Origin of the sequence: Roseovarius gahaiensis (genome assembly GCF_011601345.1) — a bacterium.
Lineage (GTDB): Bacteria > Pseudomonadota > Alphaproteobacteria > Rhodobacterales > Rhodobacteraceae > Roseovarius > Roseovarius gahaiensis.
This window is the reverse complement of record NZ_JAAORB010000047.1, coordinates 1-20,876: the sequence shown is the minus strand read 5'-3', so window position 1 is coordinate 20,876 and position 20,876 is coordinate 1. Positions and strand designations below refer to the sequence as shown.

Here is a 20,876-nt window from a genome sequence, read left to right as displayed (position 1 = left end):
CCACGCGCAGATGGATCCGGCCCAAACGAAGATAAAAACTTGGGAATTCCCTTACTTTACGCTGCGCAACCGAACAGAATCGCCGGAGCCCGGAAAAATCTACGGCGGCGAGCGGAGCGATTTGAAGGCCGGTGTGTGCCAGGTCGGAGAACTTGACCTTGGCGTGCTTTCTCCACTGGCGGAAGTCGCGCCGAGCTTTCTGCGCGAGGAACTGCTGCGCGTTCAGAACGCACGGGAAATGGATCCGGCCGCCGTTCTCGCCGGGCTAGAGAAGACCGCAGGCGCGCGTGGCCCCGCACTTTACGTTCACGGCTACTACATCGACTTCGATAAAGGCTGCCGCCGCGCCGGGCTCTTGAAGCAGAATGCAGACCTCGAAGGGCGGTTCCTGTGGTTCAGTTGGCCTTCGGATGGTTCTGCGGCCTACTACACCCATGACGAGGCCGATCTCTACTGGAGCGTGCCCAATCTGGCGGACACGATCATCGAATTGGAGCGGCGCTCCAGCGCAGGAGCCGTCGATGTGATTGGGCACAGCCTTGGGGCGCGGGGCGTGGTTCTGGCACTTTACGAGGTGGCCAACAGGCGGCCGGACATCCGACTGGGGCATGTCGCGCTTCTGGCGCCGGATATGGATTTCGAGATCTTCGCCCGAATTCTCCCCAGAATCGAACCCTCCGTGGAGAGCCTGACCGTCTATACCGCAAGGGGCGACAAGCCACTTGCTCTGTCGAGGCAAGTGCACGGGTATGCGCGGCTTGGCGAGTCGGGAAACGATGCCTCCAAAATCGCGGCCGTGGAGGTAATCGACCTCAGCGACCTCCCCACCGATAGCCCGACCGGGCACCTTTATCACATACACAGTTCAGCTGTCGGAGCAGACCTGAGGCAGCTTCTTAACGAGGGAAAGCGGGCCTCGGCGCGCCGCGGCCTTGAGGCGAAAGCCAGGAATCTGTGGCACCTCAAGTCGACGGAGGAAAACTGAACGCCTCCCTGGTCCGTGGATGATATCTTGGACAACCGGAAAAGGTGAATGCCGACGAAAACCAGCCTGAATATTGAATCAAACCCTGTCTGATAAACCGAGGGCGGTCCATGCTCCATCAGCGCGGAATCCATACGTCCGCTTTATCCTCATAGTCAGTCTCCTTTGCTGCAATAAATGCTGTGAAAGGAGGGCCACCAAACCGCGACATATCGACGCTTTCAAAATTTGTAAGTCAATCAAGCTGTATCGCGAGAACTCGCGCAGCATACTCACTCGTAATCCGAATCGTGCGCCCCGGCCGCTCGTAATCGACATCTTCCAAAAGAATTACATTGCCGGCAACGAAGTTCTGCACATCGCCAGTGCTTGAGGTGAGTTCAATTTCTCCAGAAAGCAGGACACAAAGCTGACGGCGGCTAGAAAAATCCTTACTGCTTGAATAGCCAGGAGGTATTTCTGAGAAGAAGTAGCGTTTACAAGGGTAAGAGTCGGACATCATGAGAGAGGTCCCCGAAAGAAAATTTTCCGGTCCATGCAATTCCACCGGTTTATAGCCTAACTTAGTACCACCATTTCCATCGTTCAAAAACGTGACGATCCGCATAGTCATCTTTTGCCTCCAGCTTTTGTTTTGCGTATCTGCGCCTTGTAATTTGTACTTTTGACCGTGTCGCCCGAAAAAGAAGACGGTATCTTATTTGAAAATGGCTAATCGCAATGATGCTCCTGGGCGGCAAAGCTTTTAGCAATATCTCTCGCTCAAAAAGTACTGCGACACATGGAAAATCTTGGAGATCAAGAACATCATGGGCTCATGTGCTATGTTGCGAGCATACTTGACCACCTCAAAATAGCGTTCCACACACACTTTGCTTTGCCAGCTAATCATGCACATTATTTTGGACCAACGCTTATCTGCCACGTTCCGTCCGCTCTGCGGCAGCGCCAGGAATGATAGATAGCCGTTCCAGGCCGCCTGACCGTGTTGAAACTATGTACCAATTCAGCGCAATCACCCTCAATCCGGCCCAGCGTGACTGTCCCTTTTGAACGGCTCTCAGGATTGCTCCAACGGCGTGCGTCTCCGGTGCTCCCCAGTGGATTGACCAGTTGCAGCGCGATTGTCTCCATAACCGACAAATCGTTTGGCGAGAGGCCGGAGTCCTGAAGCATTCTACCAAGGCCAAGTGCCTTCGCTTCTATTGTACCCAGAAATGGCACCGTTAAAAAAGCTGCCAGCAATAAAGCTATCAATTTCATTATATCATCCTTTCAAAACAATTGCTTCCCAAAGACTCAATGCGTCACGGATTTTTCCTTCCGCACGGCCATCACCACAAGCGCCGTCCCACTCCCAAGGAGCTCCAGCGATAGTATGAAGCCCAATTTCAGCCCCCCGCCCGCAAGCACATATAACCCCAGCACGATCGAGAGCCCGCCCGCCCCAATCACTGCCCAAAACAGCTTATCGTTGTGGTACCGTAACCCGACCCAGAGCTTGGCCAATCCGCTCACGACAAGCAGACCGCCTAGAATCCAGCGCAGGAGCGTACCATCACCAAACGGCCCTATCAGAAGCGACAGTCCTATAAACAACCCTGTCGCGGCCAAGAGACCTGCCCCGGCACGCTCTCGGAAAGCAGTGGAATTCCACCCGGCGCATCCCTGAAAAAGCCCCATCATCACAAGCGCCCAGCCAGCGATGGTGGTCGAGGTGATTTGCGCGGCATTCGGATTAATTAGGCCAAGGACACCGCCAACCAACGCGACCAGGCCCGCCAAGAGCCACCATAGCCAATTTTTCATAGTCATCACCTCAGGTTGCCCGGTCCCGCGCGGCAAGGCCAAGACTGATCAAAGATATTCCGCTGGAAATCAGTTCGACCGCCAGTAAGATACCCAGAGCAACCGCCGCCGAAAAGGGAAAACTCGTTAAGATCATCGCACCCAGAACGAGCGAGACAAAGCCGGAGAGTATCAGCATGATCTTGAGCCGCGTCGCCGGCACCCAGAATGCAAGAAATACACGTAAAACCCCCATGACTAGCATCAGCACCGCCACCACAACGGTCAGCTGCAGTACACCCTTTAATGGGTTGCTCACCAGACTGACCCCGATGGCGAGGATCGCCGCTCCCAGCGCCAGCGATAGGAGCCGCGATCTCCAGCTATCATCAGTAAAGATTGACAGCAGCATTAGCATACCGATTGCGACGAACACATAACCAGCAAGCAACTCAGCGGACAGCGTGGCCGCCAGCGGGTTCAGCAAGGCAGTGATGCCACCCACAAGCGACAGTGCGCCAATCACCAACATCAGGGCCGAACTTTTCATGACCTAGTTCCTCCAGATAAAAATTCATTAGGCCTTCGAGGGCCTCGTCACCATATTTAAACAGTCAAGCCGTGATCGGTCGCTTAGCCAGACGAGCAGCTGTTTGGCCATAGACAGCGCAGCGCATTCTTTGACGACATGGCGAATCTGTACGTGTATGTATTTGAGCAGCCCGTCGAGCCACATCAAGATCATGCGCGACTTGCCACGCAGATTGATCAACCAGCGGAGCACGAGGCCGAGGAACATCCCCGACAGTGGCAAGAGAAGTGCCGAGACTCGCAGCCGTGCGCTCAAATACAGCACGATCATCGGCACCAGATGGGCCAGCGCGCGGCGATAGGGACCTATGATTGCCGCGCCAGCCATCAACTCAGGTCTCCGCATCGGCAGGACCGCTCCCCTTAATCCGCTCGCGCAGACTTTGGAACACCACATACAGCGCCGGAATCACGAAAATCCCCACCAGCGCCGCGCCCAGCATGCCGCCAGCCACACCCGTACCTACTGCTCGGCGCGACAGCATTGAGGCGCCCTCGGCCGTCACCAGCGGAATGAGGCCCGCGATAAAGGCGAAACTGGTCATCATAACCGCCCGGAACCGCGCATGCGCACCTGCGATGGCCGCGTTCACGATGGTTTCCCCCGCCTCGCGCTTGGCCTTGGCAAACTCCACGATCAGGATCGCATTCTTGGCCGCCACGGCCAACAGAACCACCAGCCCGATCTGCGCGTAGATATCAAACGTCAACCCGGTAAGCTTCAACGCCAGCAGCGTCCCCGACATCCCGAAGATCACAGACAACAGAACGGGCACCGGAATGGACCAACTTTCATAAAGCGCTACGAGGAAAAAATACGCGAACAGCACCGCCAGTGCTAGGATCGCCGTGGTCTGCCCGGCGGCCTGCTTTTCCTGCAGCGCCGTGCCCGTCCACTCATAGCTAAAGCCGCTCGGCAATGCCTTCCCGGCCACTTCTTCCATCGCCGCAATCGCCTCGCCCGACGACACGCCCGGGACCGGATTGCCAGTTATCTTGGCCGACCTCTGGTTGTTGTAGCGCCCCAGAGACATCGGTCCCAGCGTATACTCCACGACCGCGAAGGCGCCCAACGGCACCATCTCCCCACTGGCCGAGCGGACATGGATGCGCGCAACATCCTCGATCGTATCGCGGTCCCCAGGCCCGGCTGTCATGCGCACCTGCCATGATCGACCGAATTTATTGAAATCATTTACATAAGCCGATCCAAGTGTTGGCTGCAGCGCTGCGAAAACATCCGACACCGACACCCCGAGCGTATAAAGCCGCTCCCGGTCTATATCCAGAAACAGTTGTGGGCTATTCGCGGAAAACGTTGTGTAGACCCCTGCCAGCCGCGCATCAGAATTGGCGCTGAACGACAGCCCCCTCGCGATCTCAGCCAATTCCTGCGCGCTGCGCCCCGCCGTATCCAGCACCTGCAATTCAAAGCCCGACCCGCTGCCAAGCCCCGCGATAGGCGGCAGGTTAAAGGGAATGACTTGCGCCTGCCGAATCGAGGCTCCACTGCGGGTGGCCTCGGCAATGGCGTTGAACGCACTCGTCTCTTCGGTCGTGCGCTCTGCAAACTCGGCCATCGACACCAGCGCAAACGCCGCGTTCGACTTGGTGATCCCATCAAGGATGGAAAACCCGCTCACCGACGTGACGCTCTCGACTCCCGGCAATTCCAGAAGCATCGCCTCGACCTCACGCTGCGCCGCCTGCGTCCGGTTCAACGAGGCCGCATCCGGCAACCGCGTCTCAACGATGAACGATCCTTGATCTTCGCTTGGCAGGAAGCCCGTGGGCACCGCCCGAAACAGCCCCCCCGTCAGGATCATCGCCCCCACCAGCAACGCCAACCCTAGCACCGCGCGCCGTGCCAGCGCCCCGGCCACCCTGGTATATCGGTCCCTTGTCGCGTCGATCGCTGCCGAAATACGCCCCATGATCCCCGTCGCAGGCCCATGATGCGGCTTGAGGATGATGGCGCACAGCGCCGGCGAGAGGCTCAGCGCGTTGATCGACGAAATCACTACCGAGACTGAGATCGCGACCGCGAATTGCTGGAACAACTGCCCCGAAATCCCCGGGATGAACGCCACCGGCACGAACACTGATAAAAGAACAAGCGTCGTCGCGATGATCGGCCCGGTAATTTCGGCCATCGCCTCCGACGATGCCTGCGCCGGGGTCAGCCCCGGATCTTCGGCCATCTTCGCCTCGACCGCCTCGACCACGATGATCGCGTCATCCACCACGATCCCGATCGCCAGCACCAGCGCCAGCAGCGACACGGTGTTTAGGGAAAACCCCATCCCCAGCATCACCGCGAACGTGCCGACCAGCGCCACGGGGATCGCTATCAGCGGCACGATGGTGGCGCGTAGCGACCCAAGAAAGATGAACACCACGATCACCACCAGCACGAAGGCTTCGATCAGCGTGTGCTCCACCTCGGTGATGCTTTCCTTGACGAAGGTCGAACTGTCCGACACGGTCTCATGCGTCATGCCCGGCGGAAGCGCCTCTGCCGCATCGGCCAACACCGCATCGATCCCGTCGGCCGCGTCAATAGCATTGGCGCCGGGTGCAAGGTACACCCCGATCAGCGTCGCCGGCGCGCCGTTGAAACTGGTCACAACGTCGGAATTGCGCTCTCCCATTGCGACCTGCGCCACGTCGCTCAGGCGAACAAGGCCCCCCGTCTGCGAGGATCTAAGGATAATCGCGGCGAATTCCTCGGGCGTTTCTAGCCGCCCCTTAGTGGTGATGTTCAGCTGCAACCCTGGATCGCGCGTGACCGGCTGTCCGCCCACGCGACCGATAGCGGCCTGCACATTCTGACTGCGCAGCGCGGCCATCACATCGCTTGGCGTCATATTCAGCGCCGCCAACCTATCGACATCCAGATTGATCTGCATGGCGAACTGATTCGCGCCGAACATAGACGCATCGCCCACACCGTTCACCCGCTTGACCCGATCAAGCAGATTTAGCCTTGCATAATTGGTCAGATCGGCGCCCGTAACGCTGTCACCCTCAGCGTAAAGCGCAATGCCCATTAGCAAAGACGAAGATTTCTTGGCCACCCGCACGCCAGTCTGGCGCACCTCCTGCGGCAAAAGTGGCTCGGCCAGCGAGACACGGTTCTGCACATTGACCGTGGCGATATCAGGATCTGTGCCCACCTCGAAACTGACATTCAGAATATAGGTGCCATCCGCCCCAGCGGTCGAGGACATGTAAATCATATTGTCGACGCCGATTACCTGATCTTCGATCACCTGCGCAACGGTCTGCTCGACCACCTCTGCACCGGCGCCGGGATAGCTGGCAGTGACCGACACCTGCGGCGGTACGATATCGGGAAACTGTTCCACCGGCATCCGCGTCAGCGCAATCAGCCCCGCCAGAAACAGCACAATCGAAATCACGCCGGCAAGGCGCGGGCGCTTGATGAAAATGTCTGCCGTCATGGGTCAGCCACCCTGCCCAAGAGGGGCGGCATCGACCACCACACCGGGACGCACCTTGTTGACCCCTTCGGTGATGACCCTCTCGCCCGACTCCAGACCGGCACCGATCACCGCGTAATCCATCGCATTTCGCGCAACGGTTATGCGCCGCACCTCCACCGCATCCCCCTCTCCTACAATAAGAACAAACGTCCCCTGCACGTCGCGCTGCACCGCCTGTTTGGGGATCGCCAGCTGCCCTTGCGGCCTCTCCGCTGTCAAAATGACACGCACCAGTTCTCCATCGAGCAAGACGCCGTCAGGATTGTCGAACCGCGCCCGCATGGTCACACTATCGGTGCCCAAGTTCACACTGCTCGCGACAAAATCCACATCACCCTTTTCAGCATACTCCGAGCCATTCGCCAGCCTCAGCGAAACGGCGGCAGCGTGGGATGCCTCACCCGTCTCGACCCTCTCCAGATAACTGCGCAGCGCTGCCGTTGGCACCTGAAACTCCACATGGATCGGGTCAAGCTGCACCAGCGTGCTCAGCGACCCGTCTTGCGGCGTCACATACGCCCCGCGATCCGCAGAAGCTGCAGCGATATGCCCCGCGAAAGGTGCCTTGATCTCGGTATACGATAGGTTCGCACGCGCTCGTTCTAACGATGCTTCCAGCCGCATGACCTCGCCCTCTCGGCTTGCCAGCGTCGCCTCCGCATCATCCAACTTGGCCCTTGCCGCCGCCTCGCGTGCCACAAGTTCGGCCTGCCGATTGCGCTCCAGCTTGGCCAAATCACGCTGCGCCTCGGCTGCGCGCAACGCGCCTTCGGCTTCCTTCACAGCGGCGGCGTAAATCTCGGGTTCGATCCGGAACAGAACCTGCCCCTCCTCGACCAGGTCACCCGGCGCGAATCCCACCTCGGCGATCACGCCACTGCTCCTCGAGATCAGAGCCACTCGCAGATTGGCATCTAACCTGCCGTTGAAACTGACGGTCTCGGACAGTTCCACGATCTGCGCAGGCACTGCTACGACCGCCGGTCGCGGCAGTGCGCTCTGTGATGATACGGTGCTCCCCAAGGATGCAAGAAACATGGCTAAAACTAATGTCCCAAGAAAAAACTTCCCGACAGCCCAAAAAACGTCCTGACAAGACGCGCTATTACTGAGATTTGCTTCGTTGGGTTGACCCACTGTCTTTACCAGAAAGCGCTTTATTTTCAGCCTCAAAAGCGATTGCTCACTTCTTAATCGACATTCAGAAAGTAGACGCTGCTGAGCATGATTGACACCTTCAGTGCAATAATTACCAGAAGTTTTTAGCTCATATCTCAGCATGTTGCACCCGTTTAAACCCTTTTGCGAACCACCTTTTTGGCACCAATGAATTCCCCATCCGATTTTTCTACCTTGCCCGCGCTGGACGCCCTACCGGGGCGCTGATTCGCGGTGGGGTGGCTATGCGTGGCATCGGACGGGGGACCGTGCCGATCGGAGGCCTGGGGCGAGTTGCCGTCCCGATCGGAGGCCTGGGACGAGGCAAGGTGGCTATGGGCGGCACTGGACGCGGCGCGGTTCCTATTGGAGGAACTGGTTTTGACGGTCGATCTGGATGCGTTGGCCGATCCGGTCGACCGTATATGTAATAGTAATCGTTCCAGTAAAGTGAGTCATCATAATGATAATATGCTCCGCCACTCCCTCCGTCACAGGCAGAAAGCCCGAGTCCGGCTAAGGTGAGTGTGGCAACCATTCTCGCGCGACGCATCATCCTGATCATTTCAAATCCTCCTCGAGTCAGCGAATGGCGCGGAACGAGGCGAACACCGCATTCAGCGCCTCTATGAAGGCAGGGTCGGCCCCGGCTTCCAGAACGGCCGCAACTACGGCGACACGCCTGCCGGGCAGTTCGATGGCGGCAACTGTGAATTGCAACTGCTGACCTTCCCGGCGCCCGGTGCCGGCAAACACCTCGGCCGGTCGCCCGGAGATCCGCCGTACCACAGGCGGGCCGACCTCAACATCAAGCGCGAGAAAACGGCTCAGCTGGCCCATATACCTGCGGGCGCTGGCCAGATCCGGAACCGCAGGCGGCGACATGAGGCCCATCCATGTTCCCCTATCGACCGTCGGCTCCAGCGCCAGGACGCGCGGGACCAGTTGAGGCGCATCGTCCTCAGATCGTGCAATCTCGCGAGGGCCACCCGTGCGGACAGACCAGAAATCCGGAACCTCCACCGTGAAAAGTACACGACCGTCTTCACTATAGCTTACCGGTGTCTGCGCCCTCGCCATAGCGGTCGACAGCAGAAATGTGGCAAAAATTGCCATGAGGGTTTTCATCGATACCTCCTCTCAATGAACGACTTTCAGCCGGTTTCGGCGTGTCGGCACGCACCGACTCGAATCATTCTGTAATGCTTCGCCAGGGGTCAAAAGACTTGGACCCTTGGCCATAAGGGGGGCAGGCCGCCTCAGCTCCTGAGTGTGGAGTCCTCCATGTCGCTGAACCCCGATTTTTTGTTTCTCCGTATCTCAGCGCGGAAAGAGGAAGGTCATCCCAAGTCGGAAAGCCAAATCGTCCGGCCCACCACTCGGACTCTCGGCCCAATATCGCAATCCGGCCTGAAGGCTCACGGGCTGATCACCTATGCTGACAAGTCGTGAAACCGCGAGGTTTACCGGAACTGCCCACGTGTCTTCTTCCCAATCGTATACCGTTTCGGCACTTGCTGTGATCGTAATCGCAGCGGGCGATGTGTATGAAATGAAGGGCTGCAGGAAAGTTTGATTGACGTCCCTTCGATCGCCATTTCCCGCGAAAGACCAGACATGGTTGAAGAGTGCACCGTAAGTGAACGGCCCGTCGACGCGCAGAGCCGTCGCCGTTGGCCCTGCGGTCCATTTCTCGCTGCCAAGCGCATCATCTGTCGCGGTGGGCAGACCAAAGGCAAGACCGGCACCCCAGATCAGACCACCATCACTCCCCGCATCCCGAGGCGACAGAAAGAAGCTCTGCAACGTATCACCGAGGCCTGTCTGATCGGACCCCGGCAGCACATCCTCCTGCCATATGACCGGCAGGATGGTCCGGCTGATCAGCGTCCAGTCCTCATTCAGACGAAAAGGGTAGACTGGCTGGATGTTAAGCGTTGTACGCGATCCATCACCGTTTGGGCCAAAGCCTCGATCATAGTTCAACTGGAACGGAATGCTGATCAGGTCGGCGATCGGGTTGGCCAGCTTCTGTGCCGTCTCCGCGTCCTGCGCATGGCTCATGACAGGAGAGACGGCCAGACACAGGACAGTGACTAATTTTTTCAGCTGGTAGTGCATTTGGTGTGTCCTTTTTGAAGTCATAAGCCTCACCACACCTTGGCGAGCGTCAACCGGACGGTGTCGCCCTCGGGTTGACCCTCCGGCGACGAGACCGTGGATTCGTAGTTGAGAAAAACGGTGCCAACGGAAGGAACGCGCCAGCCGAGGCCAGCCCCGAGACGCCATGTATCAGCGGCATTGTCCTGACCCACGCCATCAAGACGCGTCTCGCCACCCCAGTCATAATAGACATCGGCGGTCAGCCAGAAATTGGATGTCAGATTTCGGCTCGCATGCAGTTCAATCTGATAGAGCGCATCCTGTTCCAGTGTGTCTGCGGCACCGAGGGCATCTGTATTGTCGCCGAAGACGCGGGCCGTGGCATAGACTTCCAGCCAGGTCCAGCCCGCATCCGGTGTGTAGCTGTAGTTGATCGTTGGCGCCAAGCTCCAGCGGTTGGAGCCGACATTGACGGGCCTGTCAGAATCGTAGGCGCCAGTCGGAAAGGTCGCCAGAAGATGAAACGATGCGAAGGTTTCCGGCTCCCACTGCTGAAACGCTTCCTTGCTCAGGGCCGGCGCGCCAAAGATGTTGACCTCGGCGACGATGCCAATGTCGCCAAAGCCGGTCTCGCTTGCGCCAAAGGGACCGGCGGCCACGTCGATATCGGCATGAGGTAAAACGAACGATAGTCCCCCCGTGCGCCCACCGACATCAAGGATCCGTGACAAAATCAGAGATTGCGAGGTGATGTCCGTCGTGATGTCGGAGATCCCAAAGTCAGCTGCGCCGTCGACGGGGGCCACGCGGTTCGAAAAGCCGAGATTGTAGAACGTGACCCAAGTATTTACCGGTGCGTTCAGGTAGTCACGCGCCTTTCCTGCAAAGGCAGGGGTGGAAAAGAATATCGCAAGGCACAAGGATGCCACGCCCAGAAGACGGCAACAGACATGAAAAGTGAGCATGTTGACTTGGAGGTTCATCACATGGTCCAGAAAAGAAGGTGCCGTCCGCTTGGGCCCATGTATCGGCTCAAGGGGGATGAACCGGACGGCACCTGAGGGGCCGGGCACCGATCAGGCACCCGGCTCAGGGATTTCAGAGTTCGGGCGTCCAAGGGCCGTCCTCGTTTTCCGGCAGGCTGCGCGACATGGGCGGACCCATCGAATGCTCGGTGCCGTCGTCATAGGTTCCCGTGAACATGATCATCTCGCAAAAGCCGGTCGCCACGATGGGTCCATCCGGCCCGCCTTCGCGGAGCTGGATCACGCCTTCGATATAGGGGCCCGCAAAACCGAGGCCCTCCTGCTCCGGAATGGTCGGCTCGTACCAGTAGGTGCCGTTCGGCGTCTCGATTCGGCCATACCAGGGGTACACAATCCCGGACTTCTCCGAGGTCCACATGCGCTCGGGGATGAGCTTGAAGGCCGGTCCGAAGGCGTAGCTCCGCTCGAAGGTCTCGCCGTCCATGTAGAAGTAGCGGTTCACGTTGTAATTCGGGTTCCGAAAGTCCTCGCCCTCGTAGTACTGGCGGAAGGTCATCAGGTCGCCGCTCTCCTCGAACCGGAACCAGGCCCAGAAATAGCGATACTGATACGTGTTGCGGAAATTGCCCCACTGATGCTCAAACCAGCCGGTGCCCTCAAACCGGACCGTGCGACCGGCCACTTCGAGTTCCCCCTTCGTGGCCATGTCGGGCGCCGTATAATAAAGGGTCAGGCCGTACATCGTTTCCGGGTTCTGGCGCTTCTGCGGATCGACCCCGATGCTTTCCAGACCCCAATAGGCCATCGGCGCATAGCCCGGCGCCTGGGCCGTCGCGGTCATCGACAGGTTGAACGGCTCGTTCCATTCGTCCTTCTTGGTGGTGTAGCCGCCGAACTCCCACGTCTCGGTGGCATGCGTGTAGGCCGTCGTGAAGCCGCTCTTGCCGTCGTCGATCTCGTAGCGGAAGTGGAAGTCCTCGGCGTCCGGGCCCGAGCCTTCGGTGGTCATCGGCCCCGTGATGTAGAGCAGCGCGGTGTGGAATTCGCCGGTATCGAGGTTGTGGAAGGCGAACAGCACGTTGTTCAGCGGTCGGCCCTCTCTCTCCACCCAGCCCTGGTTGAGCGGCACCCAGAACACCGAGATGCGTTCGCCGGTGTCGAGGTCACGACCGAGCGCCGTGATGTAATGCCACTCGTTGTAGTCGTTGGTCTGGTAGAATTCGCTGCCATGCCAGGCGTGATCGCGCGGCAAGGAATAAATCGCCTGTCCACTCGTCGTCTCAATGCCCGGGCCTTGAAGGGGGGGCTTGCCGGACTGTGCGCGGGCTGGACCGGTTGCTGTGGCAAGCGTACCCGTGAACGCCCCAGCCCCTAAGGCGAGCCCCGTTGCAGGTGCCGACTGCAGCAATGCACGGCGTGTCATGCCGGGAGCCGGTGCTAAGTTGCTAGTATTCTTGGAAGTCATCTCATATCTCTCCAGACTGCCTTGGTGAAATCAGAGCAAGCGAAACGCCAAGGTCTCTTTTGCGTCGTATCCACCGCCGGTGCGCAATCTTGGACAAGCAGAATTGTACAATCGGCACTGACGATGCCCGTTATGGGATAGCAAGCGGCCAGAGAAATTGTCTAATGCGTTAAAATCCGCCTGCGATGCGTTGAGGTAATGAGCGGCAAGGGTATCGTCGGTTTTTCCCGGCACTGTCTGACCAATCGTCCCTCGCAAAAACGGCCCTGGGTTTCTCGAAGACGGCAGGTCCGGACATCATGCGGAAACGCATGAAGAACCCTGCCTATGCCTCTAAATAAAGAATTTTTGGCAGACCAGTATTGGTAGCGGGCGCTGGTCCTCTTATTAGACACGGTCGGTGCGGCGCCGGACCAGAAGCCATATGGCAATGGCGAGATAGGCGAAGATCCCGAGCGTCAGAAGTGCATGATCAGGTCGCGGGTTGTGCGCCGTCGGTGTCGCAGGGGCCCGTGCCGCGAGTGCCGGGGCCGAGCGAAGGCTGGCGCCAACGTCTGGATGGATGCCGAGTGCTCTGTCGATCGCGCGTACCGTCGCATCACTTAGAGATTGCACGCGGGTGTCGTAAGAAATTGGCCCCTGTCGCCCGAGCGTGGTTGCCTTGGGTGCTGCAGCGCCGGTGATCACTGTTTGCATGGACAAGACCGAAACCGCACGGTCTAAGTGCGGATGGCTCTCAGGACGCAGTACCGCTTCTCCGAGAAACGGCAACGCCAAGCGGGCGGTCCCTTGCCACCACGCCGAGGCGCTCAAGACTCGAAAGTCGGACTGCTCAGCGAGAAGGTCCACGACGTCACCGCGCTGGCGACTGGCGATGATCAGCCCCGTATCGGCGGCGCCACTTCCGATAGCCGCGCCGATCGTCGCGGCGTCGCCCGCGCTCTGCGGGGCAAGCTTTATGTCCGCTTCGGCATATTGAGCGACGACCGAGGCGATCAAATGGCCTGGCGACCCCTCTGGACCGGTGGCCACGATCCGCGCACCACCAAGGCGCTCAGGACCGTCGCCGCCAGCGATGGCGTAAATGACAGATCGTCCCACCACTCCGATCGCCTCCACAGCCTCATCACGCACCGCCCCGTCAGGTGTGAGCCGAAAATGTGCTGCGGCCGGCACGATGGCCATGCGCACCTCGCCGATGGCGAGCGCCTCAAGGGGGCGCGGGCTGGGCGTCAGCGCGACGGCCCGGCCCGGCATTGCCCTGCGCACCGCCTCGAGGGCCCGATTGGCCGGGCTGCTGCCAAGGTCTTGGGGGTCGAGCGCAATCGCGAGCGGGATCTCGGGGGGCATTGCCGCGCCACCTTCCACGATGCCGAGGCGTGCGAGTACAATAGCCGCAACCGCGCGCGGCGTCCGTCCCGCGACTTGAACTTGCCGCACCATCTCGCGCAGCATCGGCGCGTCGATCACCCCGTTGAGCGGGGCCAGCGCGTCGGGCAGTGTCGGGTTCCGCGCCAAAGCGGACATGCTCGTGAGTGGGGCCGCCTCGTAGGCGGGGAAATAGGGCCGGTCGACCTTGAGAGGCACCAAGCCGAAATCGGCGATCTGCGGATCGGTCGAGAACCCAATCATGACGTCCACTCGTTCATCGACAAGTTGTTGGTAAAGGCTCTCGCGGCGCTCTTCGGGGATGACGACTACGTCACGGAAGTCGAGGCCAAAACGTGCGAGAAAGCCCGAAAGCCCGTCACGCGGGCGTTCCGCGAAACTGCGGCTGACGCCGAGGCGCAGATCTCCCGCTACAGCGGCGAGGTCTGTAATACTGGCAAGTTGCTGACGCTGAGCCAGACTCGGGCGTGTCACGGGCACGAATCGCGATTCGAAACCGAACGGAGCAAGAAACTCGAGCCCGAGCGCAGCGAAAGGTGCCGAAAGTTGCGCGCGCACCGCTTCGGCATCGGTCTCGGGCGGGGCATCGAGCATCGCAAGCGCGGTCCCGGAATATTCGGGGTAAATGTCCACGCGACCCACCTGCAACGCCTGGAAGACGTCGGCACTATCCCCAAGACCAATGCGGCGCTCAACCGCAAATCCGCGCGCTTCCAGCGTCAGCGCCATCATCTCGGCGAGGATGCGGTCCTGGACGGTATCCTTGGATGCGACAACGACCGGCTCGCGCGTGCAGCCCGAAAGCGCCAGCGCTGCGAGCAGACAAAAGGTTGCAAGCCACCGCATCACGCCGGCTCCTCAGCCGGGGTCCGACCGGTTGGCTCATCTGCGAGCGCACGCAGAAAGCCCACGATCTGCAGTACCAGAACCGCCGAGAACGGGATGGCACCGAGCGTGGCCATCGCGCGCGCCACCTCCACCGACGTCGATAGCAGCGTCGCGGCGGTGATGACTGCGGCTAAGCTGCCCCAGATGATCTTGGCAGAGGCCGGCGGTTCAAGCTGCCCGTTCGTCGTCATCATCGATAGAACGAACGTGCCGGAATCTGCGGAGGTGACAAGAAAGATGAAGATCAAGGCGAGAGCTGCTGCGCTTAGAACTCCCGAAAGCGGGAAATAGCCAAAAAAGGCGAAAAGCGCGTCCGACACGTTATCGGCCACCAGCGCCGAAAGCCCGCCAGGGCCAAAAAGTTCGACATAGATGCCTGCGCCCCCGAACACGGCGAACCACAAGATCGAGAACAGCGTCGGCACGAGGATCACGCCTGTACAGAATTCGCGGATCGTGCGCCCACGCGAGATCCGCGCGATGAACACGCCGACAAATGGTCCCCAGGCGAGCCACCAAATCAGATAGGTGAGCGTCCAGCTCGCCGACCACTCGGTGAGCCCCTCATAGGGAAACAAGCGGAACGAGAGGGTGACAATCTGCGAGATATAGGCGCCAAGCGTGTCAACCGCACTTTCGAATATAAAGGCTGTGGGCCCTACCAGCATGATAAAAAGCATTAAAGCCAGAGCAAGCACCATGTTGATGTTGGACAGCAGTTTCATTCCCTTTTCGACGCCGGTGAGCGTGGAAATCATGTACGCCGCATAAAGGACCGCAAGGATCGCGAGTGCGACGCTGAGCGTCTCGGGCACATTGATCACGCTGGCAAGCCCGGACCGCATCTGAAGGGCCCCCATCGCCAGCGATCCGGCTAGGCCGAAGACCACCGCGACAACCCCAAGCACGTCCGCGGCCACCAGTACGCCATGCTCCGCCCGCCCGCCGATCAGACCGACGAGAGGGGTAGAGATCAATGGCTTGCCACCCCGCCGAAAGGTGAAATAGGCAATGACCAACGCGCAGATGCCATAGATGGACCAAGCGTGCAGGCCCCAGTGCAGATTGGTGATGACCATCGCGGCGCGCGCAGCCTCGGGTGTGCCGCCCTCGAGGCCCGGAGGCGCCGCGAAATGGGTGACGGGTTCCGCCACCCCCCAGAACAGTAGCCCCGCCCCCATCCCGCCAGCGAAAAGCATCGCGATCCATGAAACGGTCGAGAATTCGGGTCGGTCATCGTCGGAACCGAGGCGGATGCGCCCCCATGGCCCGATGGCGAGAACCGCGGCGAAGATCACGAAGCCCGAACAAAGCGTGAGCCACCACCAGCTTGCGCCAATCATGAACCAGCTGGTGAATCCGAGCACGACGCCCGCCATCATGTCAGGGGCGAGAACACCCCAGAGCCCAACGGGCAGGCAGAGCGCCAGTGCGAGCAGGAAAACGGGGTTCTGTTTCATCTCGGCACCCTTTTTGAAAAAGTAGGCAAGGTTTAGTTGCCGTCTGTCTTAAAACAGTGCTCCGCCCCAAAAGAGCGGATCTGGTGTCTTTGCATTAACCACTGGATAGGGACATGCAGGCGCATGCAGCAGCACAAGGTAAGCCATGCCGCCTTCAGCTGTAGACGTCTTCCTTGCCGAAGTGGCGGGTCAGCATGTAGTAGACCACCGCGCGATACTTGTTGCGCTCGGACATGCCGTAGGCTTCCAGCACCTGCTCGATCGCCGCCATCAGCGCTGGGCTGTCCGCGAGGCCCAGTTTCTTGATCAGGAAATTGCGCTTCACCGTTTCCAGCTCATCGGGCTGACTGGCGGCGACTGTCGCGGCGTCAGCATCATAAATTGCGGGCCCGCATCCAACGGTCACCTTCGTCAGAAGGTCCATGTCAGGCTCCAGTCCGCATTTGTTGCGCAGATCGTCGGCATAGCGCGCTATAAGCTCGTCTCGCTTACTCATGAATGTCTCCATTCCCAAAAGACCGATTGTTGCTCGGTGCTACAGCAAGTCGGCCGAGTGTCGTTTGATGTTCGAGCTTTGTGCTCTCCGAACTGACTTAGCACCATGTAAACACGCCAACAGACGCAACTCAGACGATATGTTCATCTCCTGAACCTTAGAATGCCGCGCTAGGTCTGGCATGTACGCAGCTCAGTTGAGCGCGCGGCAGCTATGTACCGCAAAGAACTAATGGCCACCGCGCTCAGGCGTATTAATCGTATGAGACAAGGTAAGCATTGCGACCCGAACGCGATGACACAAAGTGAAATAACTTCCAAAATAACGACGTGTCTAATGCGTTTTAGGTTCGGTGTGATGCAGAAGGTCTCACCATGCATACTGGCTGTAGGTAGATGGAGTGTGGCCCCGAGCCCTGCCATCAGAGAATTACAGCGCTCAAAAAAATCATCACGGGTTGGCTTGCAGCACGCCTATCCAAAATGGATATTGTGACGGCAGTTGGTGGAGCATTTGACATGCGATTGCAGATAAGACGTGCCGCAGGTTGGGTGGCGGTTGCAGTGTTGGGTCTGCCGATCACCGCAACGGCTGACGAAGCCGTGGTGGAGAGTTTTCGCTTGTCAGATGCGAGGGCATTGGTGACCGCCTGCAGCTTGCCGGAGGAGCATGAGCTGCATGCCAGAGCCAATGCGTTTTGCCTCGGGTATATGTCCGGAGCGATGCAATTTTATGGGGAGGCCATAAAATCACCCAAGGTGACACCCTTCGTCTGTGCGCCAAAAGAACTGTCGCGCGGGTCCCTGAGGGATGTGTTTCTTGCCTGGGCAAGAGCGAACCCGCAAAGACTTGACGAGTCGGCCATCGAAGGGCTGGTCCGTGCCGCAGTCGCAAAATTCCCCTGCAAGCATTGAGGAAAAACGATGACGGATTGTGACATGGTGCGGGGCAAGATACGTATCCGGACCACCCGGGCTGCACTTCTGGGGCTGGTCATGATCAGCGCAGTCGGGCTGAGCGCCTGTGAAAATGCTGGCCGGACCGCAGCGGTTGGTGCGGCAACTGGTGCCGCCGGAAGCGCCACGGCAGCTGCAATCCGAGGCGACGACGTGTTGGAGAACGCCGCCGTAGGAGCGGCCACTGGCGCTGCAGCCGGTCTGGCAGGATCCTTCGTCGCAAGCTTTTTTTAGTGAGATCGCTTGGGACCTGGCGGGCACATCTGGAACGCAGGCGCCCTATCGGGGCGTTCTGGTAGCGGTGAACAGAATACCCCCCCTCCCGCAGCCGGATCGAGGCAAGGAGGGGCTGCCTCAAGGCCTTGTACGAGCGCGAAGATGCTAGCGAGCTGACCGCCGAGGTCACTCGCCTAGCGTGACGTCAGTGGGGAACTGGCCAGTCATAGCTCAAGATAGCTTCTGCAACACCGCCGATGCAGGAACCGTCAAGGCGGACGCGCCCTGAAGTATAGCGCGTCACGCCATAGCGATAAACCTTCAGTTCAATCGGCCTGAAGGTCTCTGGTGCATTCGCGAGCCTCATAGATCGCGTTACGAACACCACCAGTCAAATCAACGGTCACGGTGTATGGTGATTCCGGAAAAACAACCATTTCGCGTGCGCGTTCGAGATCAAGGCGGACTTGCTTGTCATTCGCCAATATGTAGCCGCCCTTGTAATCACCTGACACTCCGTGCACCAATTTCTTGGCACTGCCGACATAGAGAGTATCGTTGATGAACACCTCGACCATCTCATCGTCTTCGGTTACGTCGACGCCCTTTTTGAATATTCCGATATAACCATATTCGGTATTCTTGGTGAGGCCCATCTGCACAAGGTTTCCAGAGGCATCAGAACGAGAGATGAAGCATGTTCCGCGCGTGCGGTTCTCATGTACCGTCCACTCGCCAACGTCGCGGTACTTGGCAATCTCGTCGGTATTAATGGGCAAAACGTCCTCGCTCGCTGCGAGGACCGGTGCACCTGCCAGGGTCATGATTGCGGTCAAGGCTTGGCTGATCTTGTTCATATCGCGGCTCCAATCCGAAAAGGCTGTGTTGTTCACGGTCCGGCACGTTTCAAACTTTAACTCAAGACGACGGCTTGGGCAGCAACGACTGATGTCCCGTTCACCATGAACTTGTAACGCAGTTAGTTTAATTCTTCCAAGGCTGTCTAATGCGTTTTAGCTGCCCTATGATGCAAACTCGGAAATGCCTGGAGTCACGAGCGCGATTGCTTTGATGCAAGGCACGTTTCTTCTCGCGATCATCCAACCAAAAAAATGTTATAAATCAAACAATTGAAAAATCAATAAATTGCCCTGTGCAGTGCACAAGATCTGCCGATCATCACGACATTCGAACAGCACCCCCGATTTGCAATAGGACGACGGCCATGCGACGCTTTCGTCCTTGGGAGGGTGACAAAGAACCGGTGCGCCCAGCGATCAAAGACGGAAGGTGTTCCGATGAAACTTGTTCTGACGGCTCTCTTTACAGGGTTTATGATGATGATTTCGGCGGGTCATGCTGAAACGATAACGGGCAGAGCCGTTGTCGGTGAGCCGGTCGCTGCACCGCCGGACGCGCACTTTGTTGCCCTGCTGCAGGACACCTCGGTTGCGGACGCGCCAGCGATCGAGCTCGGACGTTACGAGACGGAGAACGCCGACAATCCACCCTATCACTTCGAGATCCAATATGACCCCGGTACGATCAAATCCAATCACACCTATACAGTGCGGGCGTCGCTTCTATCTGAAGAAGAGGGCCTCTTGTTTACAACGGATACGCACGTGCCGGTCATCACGCATGGCGCTCCGAAAGACGTTGAAATCATCATGAAGCGCGTGGCACGCATGCCTGACGAGACGATTTCGACCGTTGGAGCGCATGGTTTGCGTCTCCCCGCGAGCTTTACCGGAACACTGCCCTGCGCGGATTGTGCAGGGATCGAATACCACCTCGATCTATGGCCGGATCAGATCTATCACATGCGGCGGGTCTATCTTGGGGTGGACGACTCGCCCGACGATGCTCGCGGCTATGGGAATGATGAACTGGGCCAATGGTATGCCGATCCGGCAAACGACAAGATCATCCTGTTCGGTGCAGCCGAGATGCCGCTCCATTGGGAGGTAAAGGGGCCTGATCGCCTGCGCAAAACAGACATCCAGGGAAACCCGATCGAGTCGGAGCTGAATTACGATCTGACAAGCGATGGGGACCTAGTGCAGACCGATCTCCAGGGGCTCTTTCTTCTTGGCCAGATGACCTACATGGCAGATGCCGCGATATTCAGGGAATGTGTCACCGGGCGCAGCTATCCGATCGCGCAGGAGGGCGAGTACCGCGCGCTTGAACGCGCCTATCTTGATGACAGGGACGCGCCGGGAGCCTCACTGACCGTGCATGTCGAGGGCAGCCTCCTCATGCGTCCCGCCATGGAAGGCCCAGACCGGCGTAGCCTTGTGGTAGATCGCTTCATCCAGACGCGACCCGGCGTGAGCTGCGAGCCCCAACGCACCAAGGCCGACCTTACCAACACCTATTGGCGGATCGATAAGATGCGCGGTGAAAGCATCAAGGGGCTATCCGACCGGCGCGAGCCGCATCTGGTGCTGCAGAATGAGTCATCGCCCCGATTCAGGGCGACTGCCGGATGCAACTGGATGTCAGGCTCCTATGAACGGCATGGTAACCGCCTCACCTTTGGTCCCGCAGCGGGAACCAGAATGGCCTGCCCCGCCCCCCTCGGCCGGATAGAAGACACGCTCGCTCAAACCCTTGGCGCTGTTCGCGAGTACCGCATAACCGGCAACAATCTGACATTTTTGGACGGGAAAGGTGAGGTCATCGCAATCTTCTCCGCGGTTTATTTCCGGTGAAGTCATTACCTCGATGGACTTGAGGATGCATGGATCGTCGCATTTCGAAAACGGTCAGGAACTAGCGCCTGACATCGCTTGGAATATCTTCGCCTTTTAGAGCGTGTCGCGTTTAATCGGTTTTGTATCCTGCTGCCTTGAAGAAGTTGTAGCATTCCTCGTCGGTGAAGAG

Annotated in this window: 19 protein-coding genes; 4 read left to right on the top strand and 15 right to left on the bottom strand. The window is 58.8% G+C overall.

Going from position 1 to position 20,876, the window contains the following annotated elements:
• Nucleotides 1-985 (top strand): alpha/beta hydrolase (locus HAT86_RS15160; RefSeq protein ID WP_167199748.1); only part of this gene is annotated, 985 nt, incomplete at its 5' end.
• 235 nt (nt 986-1,220) lie between these two features.
• Here HAT86_RS15160 and HAT86_RS15155 read toward each other — a convergent pair.
• The 14 genes from HAT86_RS15155 to HAT86_RS15090 form a co-directional block, all read right to left on the bottom strand.
• Complete coding sequence (locus tag HAT86_RS15155) at nt 1,221-1,598, bottom strand: cupin domain-containing protein (protein WP_167199745.1); 378 nt, start codon at nt 1,596-1,598, stop codon at nt 1,221-1,223.
• Between the two features lie 284 nt (nt 1,599-1,882).
• Nucleotides 1,883-2,248 carry a hypothetical protein gene (locus tag HAT86_RS15150; RefSeq protein WP_167199742.1) on the bottom strand — a complete coding sequence of 122 codons (366 nt, stop codon included), beginning with the start codon at nt 2,246-2,248 and terminating at the stop codon, nt 1,883-1,885.
• A 36-nt stretch (nt 2,249-2,284) separates the two neighbouring features.
• Nucleotides 2,285-2,800: an HdeD family acid-resistance protein gene (locus HAT86_RS15145; RefSeq protein ID WP_231125929.1), complete on the bottom strand. Its 516-nt coding sequence runs from the start codon at nt 2,798-2,800 to the stop codon at nt 2,285-2,287.
• Between the two features lie 4 nt (nt 2,801-2,804).
• Nucleotides 2,805-3,323, bottom strand: coding sequence for an HdeD family acid-resistance protein (locus HAT86_RS15140; RefSeq protein WP_167199739.1), 519 nt, complete (start codon nt 3,321-3,323; stop codon nt 2,805-2,807).
• 27 nt (nt 3,324-3,350) lie between these two features.
• Nucleotides 3,351-3,692, bottom strand: a complete 342-nt coding sequence (locus tag HAT86_RS15135) for a hypothetical protein (protein ID WP_167199738.1) — start codon at nt 3,690-3,692, stop codon at nt 3,351-3,353.
• Nucleotides 3,693-3,696: 4 nt separating this feature from the next.
• A complete protein-coding gene (locus HAT86_RS15130; protein ID WP_167199735.1) occupies nt 3,697-6,828 on the bottom strand; it encodes an efflux RND transporter permease subunit in 3,132 nt (1,043 codons plus the stop codon).
• A gap of 3 nt (nt 6,829-6,831) precedes the next feature.
• A complete protein-coding gene (locus tag HAT86_RS15125; RefSeq protein WP_167199734.1) occupies nt 6,832-7,908 on the bottom strand; it encodes an efflux RND transporter periplasmic adaptor subunit in 1,077 nt (358 codons plus the stop codon).
• Nucleotides 7,909-8,610: 702 nt separating this feature from the next.
• Nucleotides 8,611-9,156 (bottom strand): hypothetical protein, encoded by a 546-nt coding sequence (locus HAT86_RS15120; protein ID WP_167199731.1) that lies wholly within the window; start codon nt 9,154-9,156, stop codon nt 8,611-8,613.
• Between the two features lie 192 nt (nt 9,157-9,348).
• Entirely contained in the window at nt 9,349-10,149 is an 801-nt protein-coding gene (locus HAT86_RS15115; RefSeq protein WP_167199729.1) for a transporter, read from the bottom strand.
• Nucleotides 10,150-10,178: 29 nt separating this feature from the next.
• A complete protein-coding gene (locus tag HAT86_RS15110; protein ID WP_196780627.1) occupies nt 10,179-10,937 on the bottom strand; it encodes a transporter in 759 nt (252 codons plus the stop codon).
• 292 nt (nt 10,938-11,229) lie between these two features.
• Complete coding sequence (locus HAT86_RS15105; RefSeq protein WP_167199726.1) at nt 11,230-12,540, bottom strand: lipocalin family protein; 1,311 nt, start codon at nt 12,538-12,540, stop codon at nt 11,230-11,232.
• 429 nt (nt 12,541-12,969) lie between these two features.
• Nucleotides 12,970-14,817 carry an ABC transporter substrate-binding protein gene (locus tag HAT86_RS15100; protein ID WP_167199723.1) on the bottom strand — a complete coding sequence of 616 codons (1,848 nt, stop codon included), beginning with the start codon at nt 14,815-14,817 and terminating at the stop codon, nt 12,970-12,972.
• Nucleotides 14,817-16,319 (bottom strand): BCCT family transporter, encoded by a 1,503-nt coding sequence (locus tag HAT86_RS15095; RefSeq protein WP_167199720.1) that lies wholly within the window; start codon nt 16,317-16,319, stop codon nt 14,817-14,819. Before HAT86_RS15095 ends, HAT86_RS15100 begins: the two co-directional genes overlap by 1 nt.
• Before the next feature lie 154 nt (nt 16,320-16,473).
• Entirely contained in the window at nt 16,474-16,815 is a 342-nt protein-coding gene (locus tag HAT86_RS15090) for a DUF2853 family protein (RefSeq protein WP_167199718.1), read from the bottom strand.
• 482 nt (nt 16,816-17,297) lie between these two features.
• Between HAT86_RS15090 and HAT86_RS15085 the strand changes: the two genes are divergently transcribed.
• The gene (locus HAT86_RS15085) at nt 17,298-17,729 is read left to right on the top strand and encodes a Rap1a/Tai family immunity protein (protein WP_167199715.1); all 432 of its coding nucleotides are present in this window, start codon (nt 17,298-17,300) and stop codon (nt 17,727-17,729) included.
• Between the two features lie 9 nt (nt 17,730-17,738).
• Nucleotides 17,739-18,005 carry a hypothetical protein gene (locus tag HAT86_RS15080; protein ID WP_167199712.1) on the top strand — a complete coding sequence of 89 codons (267 nt, stop codon included), beginning with the start codon at nt 17,739-17,741 and terminating at the stop codon, nt 18,003-18,005.
• A 308-nt stretch (nt 18,006-18,313) separates the two neighbouring features.
• On the opposite strand, the gene HAT86_RS15075 is transcribed toward HAT86_RS15080, so the two are convergent.
• Nucleotides 18,314-18,844 (bottom strand): hypothetical protein, encoded by a 531-nt coding sequence (locus tag HAT86_RS15075; protein WP_167199709.1) that lies wholly within the window; start codon nt 18,842-18,844, stop codon nt 18,314-18,316.
• Nucleotides 18,845-19,285: 441 nt separating this feature from the next.
• Here HAT86_RS15075 and HAT86_RS15070 point away from each other — a divergent pair, with 441 nt between their 5' ends.
• The gene (locus HAT86_RS15070) at nt 19,286-20,704 is read left to right on the top strand and encodes an META domain-containing protein (RefSeq protein WP_167199707.1); all 1,419 of its coding nucleotides are present in this window, start codon (nt 19,286-19,288) and stop codon (nt 20,702-20,704) included.
• Nucleotides 20,705-20,876 lie beyond the last annotated feature (172 nt).